At 67.9% G+C, this 23504-nt stretch carries 20 protein-coding genes; 9 read left to right on the top strand and 11 right to left on the bottom strand.

Annotation, left to right across the window (positions count from 1 at the left end; all coding sequences use genetic code 11):
* Positions 1 to 306 precede the first annotated feature (306 nt).
* Positions 307 to 879, bottom strand: a complete 573-nt coding sequence (locus AB4Z37_RS28835; RefSeq protein WP_441520151.1) for a hypothetical protein — start codon at positions 877 to 879, stop codon at positions 307 to 309.
* A gap of 114 nt (positions 880 to 993) precedes the next feature.
* On the opposite strand from AB4Z37_RS28835, the gene AB4Z37_RS28830 reads away from it, so the two are divergent.
* Positions 994 to 1908 (top strand): LysR family transcriptional regulator, encoded by a 915-nt coding sequence (locus AB4Z37_RS28830; RefSeq protein ID WP_441520150.1) that lies wholly within the window; start codon positions 994 to 996, stop codon positions 1906 to 1908.
* Here the strand turns inward: AB4Z37_RS28830 and AB4Z37_RS28825 are convergent.
* Positions 1905 to 3353 carry an MFS transporter gene (locus AB4Z37_RS28825; RefSeq protein WP_441520149.1) on the bottom strand — a complete coding sequence of 483 codons (1449 nt, stop codon included), beginning with the start codon at positions 3351 to 3353 and terminating at the stop codon, positions 1905 to 1907. The genes AB4Z37_RS28830 and AB4Z37_RS28825 overlap by 4 nt on opposite strands.
* A gap of 104 nt (positions 3354 to 3457) precedes the next feature.
* Entirely contained in the window at positions 3458 to 3919 is a 462-nt protein-coding gene (locus AB4Z37_RS28820; RefSeq protein WP_441520148.1) for an Lrp/AsnC ligand binding domain-containing protein, read from the bottom strand.
* Positions 3920 to 4048: 129 nt separating this feature from the next.
* Between AB4Z37_RS28820 and putA the strand changes: the two genes are divergently transcribed.
* From putA to AB4Z37_RS28780, 8 genes are all read left to right on the top strand, one after another.
* Positions 4049 to 7144 carry a bifunctional proline dehydrogenase/L-glutamate gamma-semialdehyde dehydrogenase PutA gene (gene putA / locus AB4Z37_RS28815; protein WP_441520147.1) on the top strand — a complete coding sequence of 1032 codons (3096 nt, stop codon included), beginning with the start codon at positions 4049 to 4051 and terminating at the stop codon, positions 7142 to 7144.
* Between the two features lie 100 nt (positions 7145 to 7244).
* Positions 7245 to 7502, top strand: coding sequence for a hypothetical protein (locus tag AB4Z37_RS28810; protein WP_441520146.1), 258 nt, complete (start codon positions 7245 to 7247; stop codon positions 7500 to 7502).
* A 197-nt stretch (positions 7503 to 7699) separates the two neighbouring features.
* Positions 7700 to 10177, top strand: coding sequence for a TonB-dependent receptor (locus AB4Z37_RS28805; protein ID WP_441520145.1), 2478 nt, complete (start codon positions 7700 to 7702; stop codon positions 10175 to 10177).
* A 101-nt stretch (positions 10178 to 10278) separates the two neighbouring features.
* Entirely contained in the window at positions 10279 to 10968 is a 690-nt protein-coding gene (locus tag AB4Z37_RS28800) for a Fe2+-dependent dioxygenase (RefSeq protein ID WP_441520144.1), read from the top strand.
* Positions 10965 to 11891 carry a tonB-system energizer ExbB gene (gene exbB / locus AB4Z37_RS28795; protein WP_441520143.1) on the top strand — a complete coding sequence of 309 codons (927 nt, stop codon included), beginning with the start codon at positions 10965 to 10967 and terminating at the stop codon, positions 11889 to 11891. Before AB4Z37_RS28800 ends, exbB begins: the two co-directional genes overlap by 4 nt.
* Positions 11892 to 11903: 12 nt before the next feature.
* Positions 11904 to 12374 carry a TonB system transport protein ExbD gene (exbD, locus tag AB4Z37_RS28790; RefSeq protein WP_441520142.1) on the top strand — a complete coding sequence of 157 codons (471 nt, stop codon included), beginning with the start codon at positions 11904 to 11906 and terminating at the stop codon, positions 12372 to 12374.
* A 19-nt stretch (positions 12375 to 12393) separates the two neighbouring features.
* The gene (locus tag AB4Z37_RS28785; RefSeq protein WP_441520141.1) at positions 12394 to 13197 is read left to right on the top strand and encodes a TonB family protein; all 804 of its coding nucleotides are present in this window, start codon (positions 12394 to 12396) and stop codon (positions 13195 to 13197) included.
* A 146-nt stretch (positions 13198 to 13343) separates the two neighbouring features.
* Entirely contained in the window at positions 13344 to 14429 is a 1086-nt protein-coding gene (locus tag AB4Z37_RS28780) for an acyltransferase family protein (RefSeq protein WP_441520140.1), read from the top strand.
* Positions 14430 to 14542: 113 nt separating this feature from the next.
* Here AB4Z37_RS28780 and AB4Z37_RS28775 read toward each other — a convergent pair whose 3' ends face one another.
* From AB4Z37_RS28775 to AB4Z37_RS28740, 8 genes are all read right to left on the bottom strand, one after another.
* Positions 14543 to 16417 (bottom strand): bifunctional sugar phosphate isomerase/epimerase/4-hydroxyphenylpyruvate dioxygenase family protein, encoded by a 1875-nt coding sequence (locus AB4Z37_RS28775; protein ID WP_441520139.1) that lies wholly within the window; start codon positions 16415 to 16417, stop codon positions 14543 to 14545.
* A gap of 19 nt (positions 16418 to 16436) precedes the next feature.
* A complete protein-coding gene (locus AB4Z37_RS28770) occupies positions 16437 to 17480 on the bottom strand; it encodes a Gfo/Idh/MocA family protein (RefSeq protein WP_441520138.1) in 1044 nt (347 codons plus the stop codon).
* Complete coding sequence (locus AB4Z37_RS28765; RefSeq protein ID WP_441520137.1) at positions 17477 to 18217, bottom strand: ABC transporter ATP-binding protein; 741 nt, start codon at positions 18215 to 18217, stop codon at positions 17477 to 17479. The genes AB4Z37_RS28770 and AB4Z37_RS28765 overlap by 4 nt, the downstream gene beginning before the upstream one ends.
* A gap of 117 nt (positions 18218 to 18334) precedes the next feature.
* Positions 18335 to 19081 carry an ABC transporter ATP-binding protein gene (locus AB4Z37_RS28760; protein ID WP_441520136.1) on the bottom strand — a complete coding sequence of 249 codons (747 nt, stop codon included), beginning with the start codon at positions 19079 to 19081 and terminating at the stop codon, positions 18335 to 18337.
* Positions 19078 to 20076 carry a branched-chain amino acid ABC transporter permease gene (locus AB4Z37_RS28755; RefSeq protein ID WP_441520135.1) on the bottom strand — a complete coding sequence of 333 codons (999 nt, stop codon included), beginning with the start codon at positions 20074 to 20076 and terminating at the stop codon, positions 19078 to 19080. The genes AB4Z37_RS28760 and AB4Z37_RS28755 overlap by 4 nt, the downstream gene beginning before the upstream one ends.
* The gene (locus AB4Z37_RS28750) at positions 20073 to 20948 is read right to left on the bottom strand and encodes a branched-chain amino acid ABC transporter permease (RefSeq protein WP_441520134.1); all 876 of its coding nucleotides are present in this window, start codon (positions 20946 to 20948) and stop codon (positions 20073 to 20075) included. The genes AB4Z37_RS28755 and AB4Z37_RS28750 overlap by 4 nt, the downstream gene beginning before the upstream one ends.
* A gap of 430 nt (positions 20949 to 21378) precedes the next feature.
* Positions 21379 to 22506 (bottom strand): ABC transporter substrate-binding protein, encoded by a 1128-nt coding sequence (locus AB4Z37_RS28745; protein ID WP_441520133.1) that lies wholly within the window; start codon positions 22504 to 22506, stop codon positions 21379 to 21381.
* Positions 22507 to 22568: 62 nt separating this feature from the next.
* Entirely contained in the window at positions 22569 to 23447 is an 879-nt protein-coding gene (locus tag AB4Z37_RS28740; protein WP_441520132.1) for a shikimate dehydrogenase, read from the bottom strand.
* Between the last annotated feature and the right edge of the window lie 57 nt (positions 23448 to 23504).

Here is a 23504-nt window from a genome sequence, read left to right as displayed (position 1 = left end):
GCGTCGCCGGATGAAGGCTTCCGCCGGGACGGCCGCAAGGCCGCCCCGGCTTTCTTTTGGGGCGCGACCAGCGTCGTCCGCGCACGACCTTGCCCGTCGACGCCGGTGACAGCCGGCGCCGGACGCCGATCGTGCCGGCACGAACCACGGCGGCTTCGGCCTGCGCATGCGGCGGAGCCGGATCGCGGCCTGTCCATCGCTTCGCGGCCCATCGACAGAGCAAGGACCAGATGGCCGGCACGCGCCCGGCCGTCATCGCGCCGCGCGCGATGATGCGCAGCATCGCGAGGGGACGTGGCGCCGGGCTCACGATCGTGTGCCGCTGATCCTGGCGAAGAAGCTGTTGTAGGCCGCGGGCTCGGTCGCCATGCGGGTCTTGGCGTCGCCCTTGCTGTCCCACACCGTGACCACGAACTCGACATGGACCGTCACGGCACCGCCCTGCGGCTGCACGGTGACGAGGGCGCGGGTGGTCTCGTGGTCCGGCTTGCCGCGCAGCATCGGCAGCTTGGCGTTGAGTACCGCGCGCACGAGCTTCGCGCCCTGCGACGACAGCGAGCGGTTCTTCTCGCCCTGCACGAGGCCGGCGGCGGCGTTCGCCGACACCTGTTCATAGCCGTCGGCCTTCAGCGCCGCCTGCGCCGCGGACAGCGCCTGAGCCGGAGCGAGGCCGAAGCGGCGGGTCTGCAGCGGCGCGAGCTGCGCCTGCTCCGCGCTCGTCAGGTCGGTCGTCACCTGCTTGGAGCTGCACTTGCCGACGAGCGCGATCGCGCAATCGCCGGTAACGCGTTCATTGGCTGCCTTGTGGGCGCAGCCGGCAAGGCAAGCCGCGGCGAGCGCGACCGCCGCGCCGTACGGGATGGATCGGATCAAAGGCATGGCTGGCTCTTGGCGGGGCGGCGCGCCGCGACCCGCGGGGGATCGACCGTGCTGCTCTAGCGAAATCAGGAGTATTGATCTAATCGATAGTTTGTATAGCTGGATATCGTTGTGATGAATTTGCGGTCGATCGATCTCAACCTGCTGGTGGTGCTGCAGGCGCTGCTGGCGGAGCGCAATGTCACCAAGGCGGCGCAGCGCGTCGGTTTGTCGCAGCCGGCGCTCAGCAACGGGCTCGACCGGCTGCGCCGTCTGCTCGGCGATCCCCTGCTGGTGCGCCGTGGCAACCGTTTCGTGCTGTCGCCGCGGGCGGAGCGGCTGATCGACCCGCTGAACCAGCTGCTGGCCGACGTCGAGATGGTGGTCGGCCTCGTGCCGCAGCCGCTCGCGGAGATCAGCCAGACGGTGACACTGATCTCGGGCGACTACGCGCTTGCGGGTCTGCTGCCGGCGTTGTGGCAGTGGCTGGGGCAGCATGCGCCGCGGCTCGCACTGCACGCCAAGCCATGGCCCGGAGCAGCGGCGGCGCTGCAGAGCATTGTCGATGGCGATTGCGATCTGCTGGTCGCGCCGCTCGAGCCGCTGCCGGCGCGGCTGCATGCGCTCAAGCTGCGTCGCTCCGGGTTCGTCGGCGTTGCGCGCCCCGGTCACGGAATCGGCCGGCGGCCGTCGCGCGAACGTTTCACTGCCTTTCGCCATGTCATCGTGGCGACCGATGGCCAATTGCCGTCGCCGATCGACCTCGTGCTGCGGCAGCAGGGCGTTGTCCGCGAGGCGGGCCTCGTGGTGCCGAGCCACATGCTGGTGCCCGGACTGGTCGCGCAGAGCGACCTGCTCGGCATCGTGCCGGCCGATCTCGTGGCGGCAAATCCCGCGGTGGCGCCGTTCAGCCTGCCATTTGAGCTGCCGGATTTCGACGGCGGCATCGTCTGGCATGAGCGCAGCGCGCGCGATGTCGCCGTCTGCGCCGTGCGCGATGCCATTCGCGATCTCGTGCTCGCCGCCAATGCGGCCCGGCGCAAGGCCTAGCTCTTGCGGCTGACCGCCGCGCCGGCATCCTTCGGCAGCCGCACGCTGTCGTAGAGACTGATGATCACCAGCACCGCGGTGAGCAGGAACGCGACCTTGAAGTCGGCCAGCGTCAGCGAGCCGGACGGATGGCCGAGCAGCAGTGATGCGAGCTTAAGGCAGAGCGCGCCGATCGCGACGCTCATGCCGAGGCTGAGCTGGAACATCAGGCTGAAGAAGGTGTTGGCGCCGCTCATGCGGTCCTGCGGCACGTCGGCGAAGGCGATGGTGGCGATCGCGGTGAACTGCATCGAGCGGCAGGCGCCGCTGATCACGAGAAGCGCAAGCAGCAGCACGCGCGGCGTCTCGGGGGTGAGGAAGGCGCAACCGACCAGCGTCAGCGCCATCAGCACGCCGTTGCCGAGCAGCACCGGGCGGAAGCCGAATGCGCGCAGGATTGGCGTCGTCAGCGGCTTGATGCCGAGATTGCCGACGAACACCGCGAGCACCAGCAGCCCGGCCTCGAACGCGCCGAGCCCGAAGCCGATCTGGAACATCAGCGGCAGCAGGAACGGCGCGGTGCCGATCATCGCGCGCATCAGCGAGCCGCCGCCGACGCTCATCGCATAGGTCTGGATGCGCAGCGCCGAGAGGTCGAGCAGCGGTGTCGGATGGCGCAGGGAATGGCGGTAGGTGACGACGCCGAACACCATGCCGATGGCGACGAGACTGCTGGCGAGGGCGACCGGCACCTCGACATTGCCGAACAGGTTGATGCCATAGGCGAAGGCGAGGCAGGCGATGGCGCCGATGACGAAGCCGGCGGCATCGAGCGGCCGGCGCTGTCGTTCGCCGCCATCGGGAATCAGCCGCCAGGCCAGCACGGTCGCGATCAATCCGATCGGGATGTTGAGAAAGAAGATCCAGCGCCAGCTCACATAGGTGGTGAGGAAGCCGCCGACGGCGGGGCCGAGGATCGGCGCGATCAGGCCCGGCCAGGTGATGAAGGCGATGGCGCGGATCAGGTGCTGCTTGGGCGTGGTGCGCAGCACCGCGAGGCGCCCCACCGGCACCATCATCGAGCCGCCGAAGCCCTGGGCGATGCGTGCGGCGGTAAAGCTCCACTCGCCCTGGGCGAAGCCGCACAGGATCGAGGCGGCAGTGAAGATCACAAGCGCCGCGACAAAGGTTCGCCGGCTGCCGAAGCGGTCAGCGAACCAGCCGCTGAGCGGAATGAACACCGCCAGCGTCAGCATGTAGGCGGTCATGCCGAGGGTGAGGTCCACCGGATGCACGCCGAACGAACGCGCCATTTCCGGCAGGGCGGTGACGATCACCGTGCCGTCCAGCATTTCCATGAAGAACGCGCTGGCCACCAGCAGCGCGATCTGGGTGGACTGCCGTGACATCGTCGCGGCGGCCGGCGTCCCGGTCGCTGGGTTCTGTGGCTTCGGCTTGTCCAACATCGCGCCTCGGTCGGCCTTCAGCTTTTATGGAGCGGGAGCAATACGCGAATGCCGCGGCAAAGGCACGCGCGTCGGCCGCATGGCCGGCGGAACGTCCTTGCAGGTCAGACGACCGGCAGCGGGGCGTCGCGTTTGACCTCCTCCATGACCGCGTAGGTGCGGGTCTCGCGCACCCCCGGCAGCGCCAGCAGGGTGTCGCCGAGAAACCGGCGATACGCGCCCATGTCGGCGACGCGGGCTTTCACCAGGTAGTCGAAGCCGCCCGCCACCATATGGCATTCCAGCACTTCGGGGGCGCCCTGCACCGCCCTGGTGAAGCGCGCGAACACGTCGGGCGTGGTCTTGTCGAGATGGACCTCGACGAACACCAGAAGGCCAAGGCCCAGCCGCTGCGGATTGAGCCGCGCGGCAAACCCCTCGATGAAGCCTTCGCGCTGCAGCCGCTTGAGCCGCTCGCCGACTGAAGGCGGCGACAGCCCGACCCGCTCGGCAAGGTCGACATTGGCGATTCGGCCATCGGCCTGCAGCAATGCCAGGAGTTTTCGGTCCGTCGGGTCCAGCTCCATTCCTGCAGGTCCATTGATCTTACTGACAAATGCCGTGTTGATTTTATAAATTAAGGGAATGTGATAAAATCGTCTATCGAAATAAGGCGCAGGGCGGCTTACCCTTTATCGGGAGCTGAGGAGACGCCGATGCCGCTGTTGCTTCCGTCCTTCGACCCGGTGCTGGACGACCGCGCGATCGCGGCGGGGCTGCTCTCTGGCGCGCGCCTCGCGCCGGAGCGGGAGGCTGAGATCGACGCCACCGCCTCGCGGCTGATCACGGCGATCCGCGCCGCGCCGGCCGGCCTCGGCGGGGTCGAGGACATGCTGCGCGAGTTCGCGCTGTCGACTCGCGAGGGCCTCGCGCTGATGGTGCTGGCGGAGGCGCTACTGCGGGTGCCGGATGCGCCGACCGCCGATCGCTTCATCGAGGACAAGCTCGGGCAGGGCGATTTCGCCCATCACGACGTCAAGTCGCAGGCGCTGCTCGTCAACGCTTCGGCCTGGGCGCTCGGACTGTCGTCGCGCCTGATCGGCGCCGGCGATACGCCATTCGGCATTGTCGGGCGGCTGGCGAAGCGCATCGGGCTGCCCGCGGTGCGGATCGCGACACGCCAAGCGATGCGGCTGCTCGGTAATCATTTCGTGCTCGGGGAGACCATCGCGGCCGCGCTCGCCCACGCGACGCCGCAGCACGGACCGGCGGGCCGCTACTCCTTCGACATGCTGGGCGAGGGCGCGCGCACCGCGGACGATGCCGCGCGCTATTTCGAGGCCTATGCCGGCGCCATCGCCGCGATCGGCCGCGCCGCCGGCCATGCCGCGCTGCCCGGCCGGCCCGGCATTTCGGTGAAGCTGTCGGCGCTGCATCCGCGCTACGAGGCGGTGAGCCGGGTGCGGGTGCTGCGCGAACTGGTGCCGCTGCTGTGCGAACTGGCGCGGCAGGCGCGGGCGTTCGACCTCAACCTCACCGTCGATGCCGAGGAAGCGGATCGTCTGGAGCTGTCGCTGGAGGTGTTCGCGGCGGTGCTCGCCGATTCCGCGCTCGCCGGCTGGAATGGTTTCGGCCTTGCGATCCAGGCCTACCAGAAGCGCGCCGCCGCGGTGATCGACCATGTCGATGCGCTGGCACAGGCGCATGATCGCCGTCTCATGGTGCGCCTGGTCAAGGGCGCCTACTGGGACACCGAGATCAAGCGTGCGCAGGAGCGCGGCCTTGACGATTATCCGGTGTTCACCCGCAAGGCGATGACCGACCTCAACTACATCGCCTGTGCGCGCCAGCTGCTGGCACTGCGGCCGCGGCTGTTCCCGCAATTCGCCACCCACAATGCGCTCACGGTCGCATCCGTGCTCGCGATCGCCGGCGGGGCCGGCGATTATGAGTTCCAGCGCCTGCATGGCATGGGCGACGCGCTCTATGCGCAGCTGCGTGCGGATCACCCGGAGCTGGCGTGCCGCACCTATGCGCCGGTCGGCAGCCATCGCGATCTGCTCGCCTATCTGGTGCGGCGGCTGCTGGAGAATGGTGCCAATTCCTCGTTCGTCGCGGTCGCCGCCGATCCGGCGGTGCCGGTGACGACCTTGCTGCGCCGGCCGGCCGATATCGTCGCCGCGCCGGATCATGCCCGCCATCCCAGGCTGGCGCTGCCGCGCGATCTGTTCCAGCCGCAGCGGCTCAATTCCCGCGGGGTCGATTTCGGCGCGCGCGCGGTGCTCGACGGCCTCATCGCCGATGTTGCGCAGGCGGTCGCGCCGGCCACGGCGGCGTCGCGGATCGACGGCCACGCGGTCGCAGGCACGGGCCGCGCGATGGTCAGCCCGATCGACAGCGTGACCGAGGTCGGCATCGTGATCGATGCGACGCCCGAGATCGCCGCGCGCGCCGTCGCCGCGGCAGTGCGCGGCTTTCCGTCATGGGCGGCGGCCGCGGCGGCGCAGCGGGCCGCCGCGCTCAAGGTCGCCGCCGACCTCATCGAGGCGCGGCGTGCGCGCTTCATCGCGCTGCTGCAGCACGAAGGCGGCAAGACGCTCGACGATGCGGTGTCGGAGGTGCGCGAGGCCGTCGATTTCTGCCGCTACTATGCGGCGGAGGGCAGCCGCCGATTCGGCACGGAGGCGATGCTGCCAGGGCCGACCGGCGAGAGCAACGTGCTGCGCTGGCGCGGCCGCGGCGTGGTCGTCGCGATCTCGCCATGGAATTTCCCGCTCGCGATTTTTCTCGGCCAGGTCGCCGCAGCGCTGGTTGCCGGCAATGCGGTGGTGGCGAAGCCGGCCGAACAGACGCCGTTGATCGCGACCGAAGCCGTGCGGCTGCTGCACGAGGCCGGCATTCCCGGGTCGGCGCTGCAGCTCGTGATCGGCGACGGCGCGATCGGCGCCGCGCTGGTGGCGCATCCGGCGGTTGCCGGTGTCGTGTTCACCGGCTCGACCGAGGTGGCGCGCGCCATCAACCGCACCCTCGCCGCCAAGGACGGCCCGATCGTGCCGCTGATCGCCGAGACCGGCGGCATCAATGCGATGATCGTCGATGCCACCGCGCTGCCCGAGCAGGTCGCCGATGACGTGATGACCTCGGCGTTTCGCTCCGCCGGCCAGCGCTGTTCGGCGCTGCGCGTGCTGTTCGTGCAGGACGACGTCGCTGACCGCATGATCGAGATGATCGTCGGCGCCGCCCGCGAACTCCGTGTCGGCGATCCCCGCGATCCAGCGACGCAGGTCGGCCCGGTGATCGATGCCGAGGCGAAGTCGCGGCTTGCGGCGCATCTGCAGCGCATGCGGGCGCAGGCGCGCGTGCATTTCGCGGGCGAGGCGCCGGAGCAGGGGCTGTTCGTCGCGCCGCATGTCATCGAGCTGGCGTCGCCGGCGGATCTCGATGCCGAGGTGTTCGGGCCGATCCTGCATGTCGTGCGCTATCGTGCGGATGCGCTCGGCGACATCCTCGCCGCCATCGAGAAGACCGGCTACGGCCTCACGCTCGGCATCCACTCGCGCATCGACGACACGGTCGCCGCCATCGTCGCGCGCCTGCCGGTCGGCAATGTCTACGTCAACCGCAACATGATCGGTGCGGTGGTGGGGGTGCAGCCGTTCGGCGGCCATGGCCTGTCCGGCACCGGGCCCAAGGCCGGCGGGCCGCACTACCTTGCCCGCCTTGCCACCGAGCAGACCCTCACCATCAACACCGCGGCGGCTGGCGGCAATGCGGGACTGCTGCTGCAGGACGACAGCCAGGAGTTCGGCTGACCGGCGCGGCGACCGGCCGGGAAGGATTTGCCTTCCCGCCAAAATGCTCTATCGAGCGCCCGCGCCGCTGCGGCGCGGCCCCTCGAACCCGGAGCGCTCCATGGACGAACTCAACGGCCGCATGATCGCCTGCCAGCTGCTGATCGCCGGCCTGATCGCGCGCGTCGCCAACGATTCCACCGAACCACTGCGGTTCCTCACGGATTTCCGTGATGAAATGCATGCGGTGGTGCGCGGCATCAACATCGCCGGCATGGAGAACACCGAGCGCGTGCGCCAGAGCGCGCGGCAGACCGTCGACGAGCTGTTCTCGCTGATGAAGCCGCCGAGCCCGCCGGAGAGCGAGATCGCTGAGTGATTTAGAATCGCTCCAGTTTAGAAGTATTTCAAACTGCAATTTAGAATCGTTTTGATCTGGAGCGATTCAAACACCTCGACGCGCTGATTGGATCGATTCGGGTTGCCCCGAAGTCGCGCGCTGCTATCAGACACTCCTGAGTTATTTGGTCGCACGGCCTGCGCGGCCGTCGCGAACCATCTTGGGGGCAAGTCGAAATGAGCAGTGTGAAGGCGCCGCGCTCGCTGCGCGCGAACATCGTCGTCGGGGGCACGGGCGAGGAGTCCGTCGCGGTCGGCAAGATCGGCGCGGTCGCCGGCCTGATCGCGGTGGCTTCGATCACCGGTGCCGAGGCGCAGCAGTCGCAGCTTCCCGCGGTGACGGTCGACGCGCCGGTGGCGCGGCCGCGTCCGGTGTCGCGGCCCACGGCCGACCAGGTCCGTGCGCGCAACGCGCTACGCCGCGCCGCGCGCCAGCAGCAACAGCAGGCCGCGGCCGCGCCGGTGCCGTTCCCGAATGCCGGCGGTCTGGCGCCGCCCGACGCCAATCCCTACGCCAATGCCGCGTCGCCGTACCTCGCCACCCGTGTCGCCTCCAGCAAGTTCACCGAGCCGCTGATCAACACGCCGAAGACCATCACCGTCCTCACCAAGGAGCTGCTCGAGGACAAGAACGCGACCTCGCTGAAGGAGATCGGCCGCTCGACCGCCGGCGTCACCCTCGGCACCGGCGAGGGCGGCAATGCCTTCGGCGATCGCTTCTTCATCCGCGGTTTCGACGCCCGCAACGACATCTTCGTCGACGGCATCCGCGATCCGGCGGTCAGCATCCGCGAAAACTTCTTCACCGAGCAGGTCGAGATCCTGCGCGGCCCGGCGTCGTCCTATGCCGGCCGCGGCACCGCCGGCGGCGCCATCAACGTCGTCACCAAGCAGGCGGGCGACCGCAATTTCTACAATGCTGAAAGCGCGTTCACGACCGACTCTGGCAAGCGCCTGACGCTCGACGTCAACCAGGTCATCAATCCGACGCTGTCGGTGCGCGCCGGCGGCCTGTTCCAGGATGCCGGCGTCGCCGGCCGTTCGCTCACCACCGACAACCGCTGGGGCGCATTTGTCGCCACCAAGTGGACGCCGACCGACAACGTGAAGATCACCGGCAGCTATGTGCACACCGACCTCAGCTCGCTGCCGGACTTCGGCGTGCCCTATCGGCACGATGCCGGCGGCAACGCTCCGGTGACCGAATTCGGCGTGCCGCGCAACACCTACTATGGCTTCGTCTATCGCGATTTCCAGAAAGCCATCCAGGACATCGGCACCATCAGCGGCGAGGTCAAGGTCAACGACAATGTGACGCTCCACAGCGCCTTCCGGGCCGAGCGTTCGGTGCTGAACTATATCGGCACCATTCCGGAGAGCCCGAAGACCGCCAATCCCAATCCGCTGCTGTGGACGTTCACGGCCAACCCGCAGAGCCGCTATCAGGAGGCGACGACGCTCGCCAACCAGAGCGATGCGACGTTCAAGTTCGACACCGGTCCCTGGAAGCACACCGCGGTGACGGGCGCCGAGTTCTCCCGCGAGCGCGTCTCGATCGATACCTACACGGGCCTCGCGTCGGAAACCGTTCCGACCGACGGCAGCGTGTTCAACGGCTCGGGCAGCCTGTCGGGCGCATCGATCTTCAATCCCGGCTACACCTACCTGCCGTTCAGCGGTGCCGCGGCCGTCAGCGGCAATCCGTCGATCGTGACCGTCGACACCCGCAGCGTCTACGCGATCGACACCGCCAACTACCGTGACTTCATCATTCTCAACGGTGGCGTTCGCTACGACGACTATGCCATCACGGCGCGCAACAACACCGTCAGCGCGGTGCCGCTCGACAACGGTATCGTCAACTACAATGCCGGCATTGTCGTGAAGCCGCTGCCGTTCGCCAGCGTCTATGCGGCGTATGCGACATCGGCGAATCCCGTCGGCGCGGAGCTCGACGGCACGGCGACCAACTATGGCGGCATCAGCCTCAACCCGTCGCAGATCGCCCGCCAGATCTTCGGTCCCGAGAAGAACAAGGCCGTCGAGGTCGGCACCAAGTGGGAGCTGTTCGACAGGCGTCTGCTGCTGACCGGCGCGCTGTTCCAGACCGAGAAGACCAATGCCCGTGAATCCGGCACGATCAACGGCACGCCGAACACCATCGTGGCCGGTGCGGCCTATCGCATCCAGGGCATCGACCTCGAGGCGGCGGGCAAGATCACCGACCGCTGGAGCATCTTCGGCGGCCTCGTGCTGATGCAGTCGAAGGTCACGGCGTCGAATGTGGCGCCCTCCGCGGCGTCCGGTTACACCACCAACGTCGGATTGCAGCTCGCCAACATCGCGCACCAGTCGTTCAACATCCTGACCAAGTACCAGTTCGATGACGGCTGGGAGGTCGGCGGCCAGGCGACTTATCGCTCGAAGATCTATGGCGGTTCGCTGCTAGCGGCCAATGCGGGCACGCAGCTGCCGAGCTATTGGCGGTTCGACGCCTTCGTCGAGAAGAAGGTGACGGCGAACCTGACGGCGAAGATCTTCGTGAACAACATCTTCAACAAGCTCTACTACGACGGCTTCTATCAGAGCGCGACGCCGTTCGTGTTCGTCGCGCCGGGGCGCGTCGCTGGTCTGGTGCTGAACGCCAAGTTCTGAGCGGCCGGTGCGGCCGCTGCCGCCCGCCGCCGCAAGCTGACGATGACGGCCAGTCCGGCCCGGGCCTCTCCGGAGCCGGGCTTCGGCCATTGAGGAGTGCGATGCTGATCTGTGTTCCCGACGTGCTGAGCAAGGCCGAGGTCGCCGACTTCCGCCGCATCATGGATGCCGCGCACTGGGAGGACGGCCGCTCCACCGCCGGGGCGCAGTCGGCGATGGTCAAGAGCAATGAGCAGCTGCCGCCCGACAGCGAGCTGGCACGCGCGCTCGGCCAGCGCGTGCTGAGCGCGCTGACCGCGAGCCCGCTGTTCATCTCGGCGGCGATCCCGCTGCACATCTTCCCGCCGCTGTTCAATCGTTACGCGGCCTCCGACGGCCACCATTTCGGCATTCATGTCGACAATGCCGTGCGCGGCGATCGGCTCACCGGCCTGCGCATTCGCACCGATCTGTCGGTGACGCTGTTCCTGTCGGAACCCGAAGACTATGACGGCGGCGAACTGGTCATAGAAGACCTCTACGGTTCGCATGAGATCAAGCTGCCGGCCGGACATCTGGTGCTCTATCCGGCGTCGAGCCTACATATGGTGACGCCGGTCACCCGGGGGACCCGCGTCGCGTCTTTCTTCTGGCTGCAGAGCATGGTACGCGATGCCCACGCTCGCAGCCTGATCTTCGATCTCGACACCGCAATCCAGGCGCTGGTCGAGCGACTGGGGCGCGATGACCCCGAAACGGTCAAATTGACCGGCATCTATCACAACCTGATCCGCATCTGGGCCGAAGTATGAGCAAGCCATCGTTCCCTGCCGTTGTCGCCGTTGCCTTCGCCGCCGCCCTGCTCTGGGCCGTGCCGGTGGCCGCGCAGCAGCCCGCCGCGGGCACGTCGCCTCCGGCCGCGGCGACGGCCGTCGTGGAAGCGCCGGTGCCTGCGGCGACAGGCGCGACGTCCGCGCCGGCCCCGGCCGCGCTCGGCGTCACGGACGGCAGCGGCCGTTCGTCGCGCGGCGGCCTCCAGGTCCCGCACGAGCTGTCGCCGTGGTCGATGTTCATGTCGGCTGACATTATCGTGAAGGCGGTGATGGTCGGCCTCGCCTTCGCCTCGCTGGTGACCTGGACCGTCGCGATCGCCAAGTTCATCGAGCTGTTCCTCGCCCAGCGCCGTCTCAACGGCGCGCTCGCGGCGGTCGCCGAATCGCGCTCGATCGCCGAGGCGCGTGTCGCGCTGGGAGCGGCGCCCAGCATTCTCTCGAGCTTTCTTGCCACCGCGCTCAAGGAGGCGCGGCTGTCGGCCGGCATCTCCAGCGACAGCGGCATCAAGGAACGCGCGGCGTCGAGCTTTGCCGAGATCACCCGCGCCGAGGCCCGCCGCATGCGGCTCGGCATGGGCCTGCTCGCCACCATCGGCGCGACCTCGCCGTTCGTCGGCCTGTTCGGCACGGTGTGGGGCATCATGAACAGCTTCATCGGCATCTCGAAGGCGCAGACCACCAACCTCGCGGTGGTCGCGCCCGGCATCGCCGAGGCGCTGCTCGCCACCGCCATCGGCCTTGTCGCGGCCATTCCGGCGGTGATCATCTACAATCACTTCGCCCGCGTCACGAAGGGCTACCTGGAGCTGGTCAGCCGTGCCTCTGGCGCCGCCGGGCGGCTGTTGTCGCGCGATCTCGACCGCGCCCATGGCGGTGCGCCGACGCGCGCCGCCGCGGAATGACGGAGACGCGGCATGGGCGTGACCTTCAGCGATGTCGACGACGGCGACGATTTCGGCGAGACCCATGAGATCAACGTCACGCCGTTCATCGACGTCATCCTTGTTCTGCTGATCATCTTCATGGTGGCGGCGCCGCTGTCCACCGTGGACGTGCCGGTCGACCTGCCGTCGTCGACGGCGCAGCCGCAGAAGAAGCCGGACAAGCCGACCTATGTCACCATCAAGTCCGACCTCGCGGTGGTGGTCGGCGAGACGCCGGTGCGGCGTGTCGATCTCGTCAAGACGCTCGATGGCGCCGGCGGCAAGGACCGCCGCATCTTCCTGCGCGCCGACCGCGCCGTGCCTTATGGCGGCATGATGGACGTGCTGGAGGTGCTGCGCGGCGGCGGCTACCTCAAGGTGGCGCTGGTGGCGCTCGAAGGCGTGCCGGAGGGCGTGCCGCAGCCGGCGGCGGATGCGCCGGCTGCCGCGCCGAAGCCGTAGGGGACTGAAGGTCGCGACGATGTCGGTGCTTCTCGACCACGACCTGCCGCACCAGCCGTCCCGCCGCCTCTGGATGATCGCGGCGGCGATCGCGCTCGGGCTGCATCTCGGCGGCGTCGCGTTCGCCATCATCGATCGCACGCCGGCGGAGGCCGACGCCCAGCTCGGTGCGCCGGGCCTCGAGATCGGGCTGGAGCTTGCGGCGCCGCGCGCCGAACAAACCGATGCGCCGCCGGGGCCGGAAAGCGAAGCCAATGCCGCCTCGCCGGCCCAGCCCGAGCAGAAGGCGGTCGAGAAGCAGAGCGACCTGCCCAGGGATACCCCGATGGAGTCGGAGGATCCCGATCGCGTGGTGTCGCCGGACAGCGCCAGGAAGACCGCCGAGGACAATCCGGAAACGCCGGTCGCGAAGACCGTGCCGTCCCCCGAGGCCGAGGCGACGGAAGCGACCGCGATGCCGACCTCGGAGACCGCCAAGGAGTCCGAGCAGTCGACCACGGTGGCGCAGGGCATCGGCGACGCCAAGCAGCGCGTGCGCACCACCTGGCAGAAGCAGCTCGTCGCCCATCTCGACCGTCACAAGAAGTATCCCGCAGACCGTGACAGCAAGACCGCTGAAATCGTGGTCGCCTTCGATCTCGACCGCACCGGCCACATCCTGTCCAGCAGTGTCGTGAAGAGCTCGGGCGATCCGGCCTTCGACCAGGCCGCGCTGATGATGCTCAAGCGGTCCGATCCGGTGCCGGCGCCTCCGCCGCTGATCGCCGACGAGACGCTCAGCTTCACGGTGCCGGTGATCTTCCGCGTCAAGGGGCGCAGCTAGCGCCGTGGTGACATGCGGCGGCGGGCCTTGCGGTGGTGCGGAGCACAGTGCATCTCCACGTCCTCGGCGTTCGGCGCCGACGTCTCTATGTCTTCAAGGTCAGGCATGATGGGATAGCAACAGGCCCGTCGCGGAATGGAGTGTGAATGCCCGCGGATATCCGATCGCTGACCGGTGTGCGCGGGGTCGCCGCGGTGCTGATCGTGCTCTATCACTTCGGCAATGTGCCGCTGCTCGGTCCGGGCACCGCGCCCTACTACCGCGTGCCGCACGGCTATCTCGCGGTCGACCTGTTCTTCATGCTGAGCGGCTACGTGATGGCCTATGTCTATCGCGACGCCTTCGTGGCCTCACCCTGGCGTCACTACGCCGATTTCCTTGTCAAGCGCGTGGCTCGGCTGTATCCGGCCTATCTCGTCATTGCAGCGCTTTACCCCATCAAGATCCTGCTCGGGCTGTCGCGCGACACCCTGGCGTACTTCCGTCCCTGGGACTGGGTGGGCAATCTGCTGATGCTCACCGGCTGGGGCCTGCATGTGCAGCCGATCGTTGGCGTGTCCTGGGCCGCGAGCGCCGAGCTCGGCTCCTACCTGCTGTTGCCGTTGTTGCTGGTCGTCATCATCCGCCGCGGACCGCTGCTGAGCGTCGTGGGGTGTGCCCTCGCGCTCGCCGCCGTCGTCGGCATCGCCATGAGCGGGCTCGGCTCGGCCGGGCCGCTCGATGTCACCAATGGCGATTCCATGCTGCCGCTGCTGCGCGCGGTGGCCGGCTTCGCCATCGGCCTCGGCATCTTCCGTATCGCCCATTACCTCGATGGTTTGTCGATGGCCATGCAGGATGGACTGGTCGCGGTGCTGACGCTGACGATCGTCGGCGTCGGCATCCTCGTCCATCACGACCTGCCGATCTACCTGCTGTTCATTCCGTTCGTGGCGCTGCTGTCGCGCGATGGCCGCCTCGCGCAGGCGCTGTACGGCAATCGCCTCGTCTACCACATCGGGCTGATTTCCTATTCCATCTACCTGTTGCATCAACTGCTGCTGAGCTTTGCTGTCGAGGCGGCGCGGGCGCTTGGCTCGACGCCGCTCGCTTACGCGGCCTGTGTCACGGGGGCGCTCGCCGTGATCTGGCTGCTGGCGTGGCTGAGCTATACGTTCGTCGAGATGCCGGGGCGGCGGTGGCTGGCATCATGGCTGCAACCGGCGAAGCGGCTGTTGCCGACGCGCACCTAGTCTCACCCCTCATGGTGAGGAGGCGCGCCATCCTTCGAGATGCGGCCGCAGCCGGCGTCATGCTGCTGTAGCGATCTCGCTACGCAGCCGCTCCTCGGGACGAGGAGCAATGCTCAGATCCTCGGCATGCCGATCGGCGGCGCCTCGCGGGCCTGGGCGGCGAGGCGGATGGCGGCGTTGGCGGCGCCGAAGCCGTGATAGTCGCGTCGCTGCACGATCTCGAAGAAGAAGCGGTCGTCGAAAGCGTGGGTGTAGATCTGGAAGAACTCGCCGTCGCCCTCGCGGTCGTACAGGATCTGGTTCTCGCGCAGCTTCGCCATGGTGGCGGCATCGAGGTCATACTTGCTCTCGATGTCGTCGTAGTAGTTGTCGGGGATTTTCAGGAAACCGGCGCCGCGCGCCCGCATCTCGGCGACGGTGGCGAAGATGTCGTCGCAGGCAAACGCGATGTGCTGCACGCCCGAGCCGAAGAACTCCGACAGGAAGCGCGCCGACAGCGTGCGGTTGGCGGCGGTGCCGTTGATGATCAGCCGCAGGCTGCCGTCGGCGTTGCTGATGGTCTGGCTCTGTACCAGGCCCGCCGGATCGGCGACGTCGACCTGCGGTCCGCGCGTGAGGTCCAGCATGCCGGTGTAGAACAACAGCCACGACAGCATGTCCTCATAGGGCATCGACTGCGAGATGTGGTCGACCGCACCGAGACGGTCGGCGTTCGAGGTTTCCGGTCCTGTCGGGGAAAAATCGCGGCCCCAGTTCTGGGCGTCGGGCTTGAGGAAATACATCAGGCTGCCGCCGACGCCGTGGACGGCCGGGATTTCCAGTTCGCCCGGTCCGACCGGCTGGTAGAAGGTCTTGGCATGCAGCGCTTCGGCGCGCGCCATGGTGGCGTCGACGTGGTCGACCTCGAGCGCGATGGCGCAGACGCCGGCGCCATGGGTGACGTAGTGCGAATGAGCGAAGCCATGGGCCTCGCAGTTGACCACGAGGTCGATCGCGCCTTGCGTCCAGCGCTGCACCGCCTTGCTGCGGTGCTGGCCGGTCTGGCGGAAGCCGAGCTGGCCGAGCAGCACGGCGAGGTCTTCGGCCTTGTCCTCGTTGACCGCGAACTCGATGAAGCCGACGCCGCGGCTCGCCTCGCGGGGCGGCATCGCGGCCGGCGCCGGCGGCGTCGCGGCGTGGGCCACTTGCTCGTCGAGCAGGATCAGCGAGCGCAGGCCGTCGACCGCGACGCGCGCAGCCGAACCGGCGCGGAACTGGTCGTTGAAGATCTCCAGCGACAGCGGGCCCTTGTAGCCGGTCGCGGCCACGGCGGTCATGAAGTCGGCCACCGGCAGGTTGCCCTGGCCGGGGAAGCAGCGGAAATGCCGGCTCCACGACAGCACGTCGAGATCGAGTTGCGGCGCATCCGCGAGCTGCACCAGGAAAATGCGGTCGCCGGGGATCGAGGCGATGGGACCGACAGGCAATGCTGGCGCCAGCGCATGGAAGCTGTCGAGCACGAGGCCGATGGCGCGGTGGTCGGCGCGGCGCACCACCTCCCAGGCGTCGCGATAGTCGTTGATGTGGCGGCCCCAGGCCAGCGCCTCGAAGCCGACGCGCAGGCCGCGCGTCGCGGCGCGCTCGCCGAGCTCATGGAAGTCGGCGGCGGCACGGTCGATGCCGCCGAGCGACGCCGGCGAGACGTTGCTGCAGATCAGCAGCAGATCCGTGCCGAGCTCCTGCATCAGGTCGAACTTGCGCGCGATGCGGCTGAAGTTGCGGGACCGCTGTGGCTCCGGCATGCCTTCGAAATCGCGCAGCGGCTGGAACGCGCAAATCGCCAGGCCGAGGTCGCGGCACATCGCGCCGACGTCGCGCGGACCGCCGTTGAACGACAGGAAATCGTTCTCGAAAATCTCCACGGCGTCGAAGCCGGCGGCGGCGATCGCCCGCAGCTTCTCGTCCAGCGCGCCGCTCAGCGACACGGTTGCGATCGAACGCTGGCTCATGGGGTCGGCTCCTTCTGCCTTATTTTTGCGGCGTGACGCGGGCGCCGGTGCGGGCTGCGTCCTTGACGGCCTCGACCACGGCGAGGGTGGCCAGCGCATCGGCGGCCGACACCAACGGCGTTTCGGTGCGGTCGATCACCGCGAGGAAATGGCGCAACTGCTCGACCAGCGGGTCGGCGACGGCGGCGGGCAGCGTCGTGCGCTGCAGCGGCTCGTACCAGCCGGGCTTGCCCGCATAGTCCCAGGTGTCGAGCGTCGGCACGGTAAGTGAGGCTTCGGTGCCGGCGAGAATATAGCAGGGCTGGTCGGGGTTGGGCGGATAGGCCGGATTCTCGCCCGACGCCAGCTCCCAGCTCCAGGGCGACGGCGTCACGTCCGACAACGTGATGGTGCCGAGTGCGCCGCCCGCGAAGCGGAACAGCAGCGCCGCGGTATCCTCCACCGCAAAGCCGCGCACGGCGCTCGAGGTCTGCGCCTGCACCTCGATGATGTCGCCGCAGATGAAACGCAGGTTGTCGATGTCGTGGATCAGGTTGATCAGGATCGGGCCGCCGCCGTCCTCCTTGCGCCAGGTGACGTTGAAATAGTCGTCCGGCTTCTTCAGCAGCCACAGGCCGATCACCGCGGTGAGCCGGCCGAGCCGGCCCTCGGCGACCGCGGCGCGCACCGCCTTGATCATCGGGTTGTGGCGGCGGTGATGGCCGACCAGTACCGGGACCCCGGTGCGTTCGACCGCCTCGGCGATCTTGCGCGCGGCGGCGACCGTTTCGGCGATCGGCTTCTCGACCAGGGCCGGCACGCCGCGCTCCAGGCAGTCCAGCGCCATCGGCACATGCAGCGTGTTGGGGGATGCGACGATCATGCCGTCGGGGCGTTCGCGCTCCAGCAGCACGCGATAATCGTCGTACCAGGGCACGTTGAGGGTTGTCGCGAGGTCGCGCGCCTGCGGCGCCGGATCGGCGATGCCCGCGATCTGGCAGTCCGGGTTGGCCCGCATCAGTTCGGCATGCTTGCGGCCGATCAGGCCGGCGCCGATAAGACCAAGACGTTTCACTCCAGTCATGCCGCAGCTCCACTCATCGCCCCGCCGAGGAACAATTGTCCGATCCGCGGGTCGTTCAACACCTTGTCCGCCTTGTCGACGAGGCGGGTCTGGCCGAGCTCGAGCACGATGCCGAGGTCGGAGATTTCCAGCGCCGAGCGCGCGTTCTGCTCGATCATCAGGATCGAGACGCCGCGGTCGCGCAATTCTTTGAGAATGGCGAAAGTCTCCTGCACCATCAGGGGCGACAGGCCGATCGACGGCTCGTCGATCAGCACCAGTTGCGGATCGAGCAGCAGCCCGCGCACGATCTCCAGCTGCTTCTGCTCGCCGCCCGAGAGCGTCGAGGCCTGCTGGGTCGCTTTCTTGCGCAGCGCCGGAAAGCGGTCGAGCGCAGCTTCGATGCGGCGCGGCAGGTCGGTGATGCCGCGGCCGGCGGCGACCGCACCGAGCTCGATGTTATGGCGCACCGACAGCTCTGGGAAGATGTTGCGCCCCTGCGGCACGTAGCAGATGCCGGCGGCGAGCAGGTCGCGCTGGCTGCGGCCGGTGACGTCCCGCCCCTTGAACACGATCTTGCCCTCGCGCAGCTTGAGCAGGCCGAAGATCGCCTTGAACACGGTGGACTTGCCGGCGCCGTTCGGGCCGATCACGGTGGTGATCGCACCGGCCGGCACGCTGAAGGTGGTGCCGTTGAGGATGGTCATCTTGCCGTAGCCGCCGACCAGGCCCTGCACTTCGAGGATGGCGTCACTCATGGAATGCTCCTGATGAGTCCGATAGCAGCACGCGCATGTGAACGAATGATGGCCCGACGTCCCGGCGCGACCGCGCGCCGCGGAACGAAGGCCTGAAACATGGGGATCATCGCCATCTCAGTGTCCCAGGTAGGCTTCGATCACGGCGGGATTGGAGCGGACGTCCTCGGGCTTGCCCTGCGCCAGCACCTTGCCCTCGGCCATCACCACCACGCGCGAGCACAGCGACATCACGAACTCCATGTTGTGCTCGATGACGACGAAGGTGGCGCGCTTCTCGCGGTTGATGGCGCTCAGGCGGTCCTTGAGGTCGGCGAGCATCGACAGGTTGACGCCGCCGGCCGGCTCGTCGAGCAGCACGAGGCGTGGCCCGCCCATGAACGCCATGGCGGCGTCGAGCAGTTTCTGCTGGCCGTAGGACAGTCCGCCGGCCGGCTCGGTGGCAAGGTGATCGAGCTTGAAGAACGAGATCATCTGGTCGGCGGCGGCGCCGAGTCCGGCATCCGACGGGCCGAACAGCCGCGACACCATGCTGCCCTGGTGCTCCTGGCCCGCGAGGATCAGGTTCTCGCGGACGGAGAGTTTGGGGAACACCTGCAGCAGCTGGAAGGTGCGGCTGACGCCGAGCCGGTTGAGGTCGGACGGGCGCATCCCGGTGGTGACGCGACCGTCAATTTTCACTTCACCGTCGCTCGGCAGCAGCTGGCCGAGGATGCAGTTGAACAGTGTGGACTTGCCGCAGCCGTTCGGGCCGATCAGGCCGAGGATCTCGCCCTCGTTGACCTCGAAGGAGACGCCGTCGACGGCGGCGATGCCGCCAAAATGCTTCTTGATGTTGCTGATCTGCAGCACCGGGGTGGTCATGGCACTGTCTCCAGCTTGGCCTTGCTGGCCGCCCGCTGTGCGGAGGCGGCCCTGGTCCGGCGTTCGGTGAGATAGCGGTCGAGGATGCCGAGGATGCCGGTCGGCGAGTAGATCAGCAGCAGGATCACCGCGGCGGCGTACAGCATCAGGTAGTAGCCTTCGGTGAAGCGCAGCCACTCCGGCAGCAGCACCGCGATCATGGCGCCGAGGAACGGGCCGAAGAAGAATCCGGAGCCGCCGACGATCACCATCATCAGCAGCTCGAGCGACAGCGACAGGTTGAACGGCACGGGATCGACATACTGCGTCAGTGGCGCGTACAGCGCCCCGGCGACGCCGCCGAGCGCCGAGCCGATCGCGAACGCCATCAGCGTATAGCGGCGGGTGTCGATGCCCAGCGACAGCGCCCGCACCGGGTTCTCGCGCAGCGCGATGAAGGCGCGGCCCCAGGGCGAGCGGATCAGCCACCACACGCAGAACGTCACGATCGCCAGCATGCCGAGACAGACATAGTAGAACGGCAGCGGCCTGGTGGTGGCGTAACCGAAGATGTGCGGCCGCGGAATGTTGCTGATGCCGTAGATGCCCTTGGTCAGCCAGTCCTCGTTGCGGAAGAAGAGGAAGGCCAGCGTCGAGAAGGCGAGGGTGACGAAAGCGAGGTAATGGTGCTGCACCCGCAGCGCCGGATAGCCGAGCAGCCAGCCGACCACGAAGCACAGCACGATGGCGACGCCGAGCGCGCCGATCAGCGGCACGCCCTGGGTGGTCAGGATCGCGGAGGCGTAGGCACCGATGCCGACAAAGGCGCCCTGCGCCAGCGACACCTGCCCGGCGTAGCCGAGCGTCAGGTTCAGCCCCATGGCGGCGACGGTCATCACCGCCCACTGGCTCAGGATGAACAGGCCATAGCGGTTGAAGTGCATCGGCACCACGATCAGCGCGGCGACGACAACGGCGCCGAGCGCGAGCGACAGCAGTTTGTTCGGCCGGGTCATACGGTGCGCTCCTCGGCGCGGCCCATGAGGCCCTGCGGACGGAACAGGATGATGACGATCAGCAGGATCATCGGCACGGCGGCGCGGTACTGGGTCGAGATGTAGGCGGCCGCGAGATTGTCGACGACGCCGATAAGCAGGCCGCCGGCGATGGCGCCGCGCACCTGGTTGAAGCCGCCGACAATGGCGGCGATGAACGCCGCCTGGCCCAGCACCTCGCCGCTCGAGAACTTGGCGAGATAGATCGGGGTGATCAGCAGCGAGGCGATCGCGACCAGGAAGGCATTGATCAGAAAGGTCAGCAGGATCATCCGCTCGACCGGCACGCCGATGATGCGCGCCACCGTCGGGTTCTGCGCGGTCGCCTGCATCTGGTGGCCGATCGAGGTGCGGTTGAGCAGGGCGGTCAGCCCGAACACCACGACGATCGCCAGCACCAGCACGCCGACGCTCTGCAGCGACATGACGTGGCCGAGGACGTTGATGTCGCCGGCGGGAATGATCGAGGGAAAGGGCGATGCCTCGGCGCTGAAGAACTGCTTGACGGCCTCCTTCATGCCGATCGCCAGCGCCATGGTGGCGATCGCCAGCGGCAGCACGCCGTGGCGCAGCATCGGATCGACCAGCAATAGCTTGAAGCCGAGCCCGAGCAGGATCAGCGACAGCACAATGCCGAGCGCGACGGCGAGCCAGAATGGCGCGCCGGCATGCATCGCGGCCAGCATCAGGAACGCCGGCAGCATCACGAACTCGCCCTGAGCGAAATTGATGGTCTGCGACGTCTGCCACAGCAGCGTGAAGCCGACCGCGATCAGCGCATAGATCGCGCCGGTGGCAAGGCCTGCAATCAAGAGATCAGGCAGATTGGACATCATTCCCCTCCGCAATGTGTTGTCGCAGCACAGCTTCGCAACAAGCCTTCTTCACGGGTCTTGATGGTGCGTCGTCGCGCTTCGTCCCCTGTGGTGAGTCGCGCGCTGCGCGGCCATGAACCATGGGACTGGTGGTGTCTCGGCCTCATCCTTCGAGATGCCGCTTGCGCGGCTCCTCAGGATGAGGAGATGGCTGCTCCGCGTAGTTCGGATGAGCGGAGCGATATCCGGAGCCTTGCGTCGTGTGGTCCCCGGGTGTCGCTTGCGCTCACCCGGGGCGCTACCTGCTCCGTGACCTATCCTGCTCCTCATGGTGAGGAGGCGCGCAGCGCCGTCTCGAACCATGAGGCCCAGGTGCTTCCTCAGTCTTCGAGACGCGGCCTGAAGGCCGCTCCTCAGCATGAGGAAACAGTGAGGCGTTCAGTCTGCCTCAGTTCAGCTTCGGCAGCACTTCCTTCACCACCTGCTTGCCGTTGACGATCTCGACCAGGAAGCCCTGGCGGTCGATGTCGCCGTTCTGATCGAAGGTCACGTCCATCAGGATGCCGGGTTCGCTTGCGGCCTTGATGGTCAGGCCATGCAGGGTGTCGGCGAACGCCTTGGCATCGACCTTGCCCATCTTCTCGGTGGTCGCCTTGATCATGTAGATCGCAAGGTACCCTTTGACGCCGTTGTGGTCAGGCACATAGTTGTACTTCTTGACGAACTTGTCGCGGAAGGCCTTGACGAGGTCGACTGGCGCGTCGGTGGTCAGGCCGACATGGCCGCGCGCGCCATTGGCGGCTTCACCGGCGAGCTCCACCACCTTCTGGCCGACCAGCGTGGTCTCGCCCATCAGCGGCACGGTGACGCCCTGGCGCTTCAGCTCCTTGAGAATGCGCGCGCTCTCTTCCTCGTTGACATAGACGAACACCGCGTCGGGCGAGGCCGCCTTGACCTTGGAGACGTCGGCGGCGAAGTCGGCCTGGCCGGCTTCCGTCGACAGGTCCGCGACCACCTTGACGCCGCGCTTGGCGAATTCCTTGAGGATGACGTCGCGGCCGCCCTTGCCGAAATCGTTGTTGACCCACACCACGGCGACCGACTTCGCCTTCAGCTCCTCGGCCATGTACTTGGCGACCTTGGGCATCGACGACTGCTGGCCGAACGAGGTGCGGAACAGATACTTGTTGCCGCCCTGGGTCAGCTCGGCGGCTTCGCCGCCCATGATCTGGGCGATGCCGGCTTCCGCCGCGAGCGGCGAGGTGACCTTGACCGAGCCGGAGTAGCCCGGTCCCAGCAGCACATAGGGCTCGGCGTCGAGCGCCTTCTGCACCTGGGCGCGGGCGATGCCCGGGTTGGATTGCGAGTCGGCGTGGGTGACCTCGATCTTGCGGCCGAGGATGCCGCCCTTGGCGTTGATCTCCTCGATCGCGAGATCGATGCCGTTCTTCCAGTTGGTGCCGACGGTGGCGCCGCCGCCGGACAGCTCGGCGACGTCAGCGAGCTTGATGGTCTGTGCGCCGGCGGTCGTGCACAGCGCGGCGAGCATGGCGCCGGCCAGGATCATCGGTTTCACGTTGGTTCTCCTCTCTCTGAAGGTTTTCCGTCCCCACCGGCGGGCCTTGGTCGGCCCGTCCGTCATGCGGCGTTCGACGCTGCATATCTTTTTGCCATCACGGCATCAAAAGCTTTTCCCATCTCAGCGGCCGATGGCTTGAGCCCGGTGAACAGCTCGAAGGCGTCGGCCGCCTGGTAGATCGCAAGCTCCCGTCCGGTCATCACCTGCGCGCCGCGGGCCTTCGCCGCGGTCAGCAGCGGCGTCCACAGCGGCGAGTACACCGCGTCGGCGACCCACAGGCCGCTGTGCAGCAGCGCGTCCGGCACCGGCGTGCCGCGGTTCGGCAGCATGCCGACCGGGGTGGCGTTGACGAGGCCGGCCACGCCGTCGAGCGCGGCGGCGAGGCCGGCGACCGCCGTTGCGGCGCCCGACGGCACTGCGGCAGCGAGCGCGCGACTCTTCGCCGCGTCACTGTCATGGATGCGAATATCGCGGACGCCCAGGGCGGCGAGGGCGAAGGCGATGGCCTTGCCGACCCCGCCGGCGCCGATGACCGCGACCGGGCCGCTCTGCGACGCCTCGACGAGGTCGTGCGCGGCGCGGGCGAAGCCGGTGGTGTCGGTGTTGTGCCCGGTCAGGCGGCCGTCGCGCACGACCACGGTGTTGACCGCCTGCATCGCCGCGGCGGTCGGGGCGAGTGCGTCGAGCAGGCCGACCACGGCCTCCTTGTAGGGAAAGGTGATGTTGACCCCGGCAAAGCCGAGCCGGCGCACGCCGTCGAGCAGGGCGCGCAGCCCGGCGCTGTCGGCGCCGGCGACCTCGATCAGCTGGTAGTGGCCGTGCGCGCCGAGCGCCCGCGCCGCCCGTTCGTGCATCGCCGGCGACGCGGAATGGGCGATCGGGGCGCCGATCAGTCCGGTCAGGAAGCGCAGCTCGGTCAGGGGCGGATGATCAGGCACAGGCTTGGTCCAGCATTGTCAGGGTGAGGCCTGGCAGGGGCGCCTGCGAGGCGCCGC

It is taken from the genome of Bradyrhizobium sp. 2TAF24 (genome assembly GCF_052115025.1).
In the GTDB taxonomy this organism is placed as follows: domain Bacteria; phylum Pseudomonadota; class Alphaproteobacteria; order Rhizobiales; family Xanthobacteraceae; genus Bradyrhizobium_A.
This window is presented reverse-complemented; position numbering and strand designations above follow the sequence as displayed.

Excerpts from the sequence above, each read along its gene's own strand:
- AB4Z37_RS28820 (WP_441520148.1), bottom strand. The coding sequence starts at position 3,919 with ATGGAGCTGGACCCGACGGACCGAAAACTCCTGGCATTGCTGCAGGCC.
- AB4Z37_RS28830 (WP_441520150.1), top strand. The coding sequence starts at position 994 with ATGAATTTGCGGTCGATCGATCTCAACCTGCTGGTGGTGCTGCAGGCG.
- AB4Z37_RS28805 (WP_441520145.1), top strand. The coding sequence starts at position 7,700 with ATGAGCAGTGTGAAGGCGCCGCGCTCGCTGCGCGCGAACATCGTCGTC.
- AB4Z37_RS28775 (WP_441520139.1), bottom strand. The coding sequence starts at position 16,417 with ATGAGCCAGCGTTCGATCGCAACCGTGTCGCTGAGCGGCGCGCTGGAC.
- exbD (WP_441520142.1), top strand. The coding sequence starts at position 11,904 with ATGGGCGTGACCTTCAGCGATGTCGACGACGGCGACGATTTCGGCGAG.
- putA (WP_441520147.1), top strand. The coding sequence starts at position 4,049 with ATGCCGCTGTTGCTTCCGTCCTTCGACCCGGTGCTGGACGACCGCGCG.
- AB4Z37_RS28780 (WP_441520140.1), top strand. The coding sequence starts at position 13,344 with ATGCCCGCGGATATCCGATCGCTGACCGGTGTGCGCGGGGTCGCCGCG.
- AB4Z37_RS28825 (WP_441520149.1), bottom strand. The coding sequence starts at position 3,353 with ATGTTGGACAAGCCGAAGCCACAGAACCCAGCGACCGGGACGCCGGCC.
- AB4Z37_RS28785 (WP_441520141.1), top strand. The coding sequence starts at position 12,394 with ATGTCGGTGCTTCTCGACCACGACCTGCCGCACCAGCCGTCCCGCCGC.
- AB4Z37_RS28800 (WP_441520144.1), top strand. The coding sequence starts at position 10,279 with ATGCTGATCTGTGTTCCCGACGTGCTGAGCAAGGCCGAGGTCGCCGAC.
- AB4Z37_RS28765 (WP_441520137.1), bottom strand. The coding sequence starts at position 18,217 with ATGAGTGACGCCATCCTCGAAGTGCAGGGCCTGGTCGGCGGCTACGGC.
- AB4Z37_RS28770 (WP_441520138.1), bottom strand. The coding sequence starts at position 17,480 with ATGACTGGAGTGAAACGTCTTGGTCTTATCGGCGCCGGCCTGATCGGC.
- AB4Z37_RS28810 (WP_441520146.1), top strand. The coding sequence starts at position 7,245 with ATGGACGAACTCAACGGCCGCATGATCGCCTGCCAGCTGCTGATCGCC.
- AB4Z37_RS28750 (WP_441520134.1), bottom strand. The coding sequence starts at position 20,948 with ATGTCCAATCTGCCTGATCTCTTGATTGCAGGCCTTGCCACCGGCGCG.
- AB4Z37_RS28760 (WP_441520136.1), bottom strand. The coding sequence starts at position 19,081 with ATGACCACCCCGGTGCTGCAGATCAGCAACATCAAGAAGCATTTTGGC.
- exbB (WP_441520143.1), top strand. The coding sequence starts at position 10,965 with ATGAGCAAGCCATCGTTCCCTGCCGTTGTCGCCGTTGCCTTCGCCGCC.
- AB4Z37_RS28835 (WP_441520151.1), bottom strand. The coding sequence starts at position 879 with ATGCCTTTGATCCGATCCATCCCGTACGGCGCGGCGGTCGCGCTCGCC.
- AB4Z37_RS28755 (WP_441520135.1), bottom strand. The coding sequence starts at position 20,076 with ATGACCCGGCCGAACAAACTGCTGTCGCTCGCGCTCGGCGCCGTTGTC.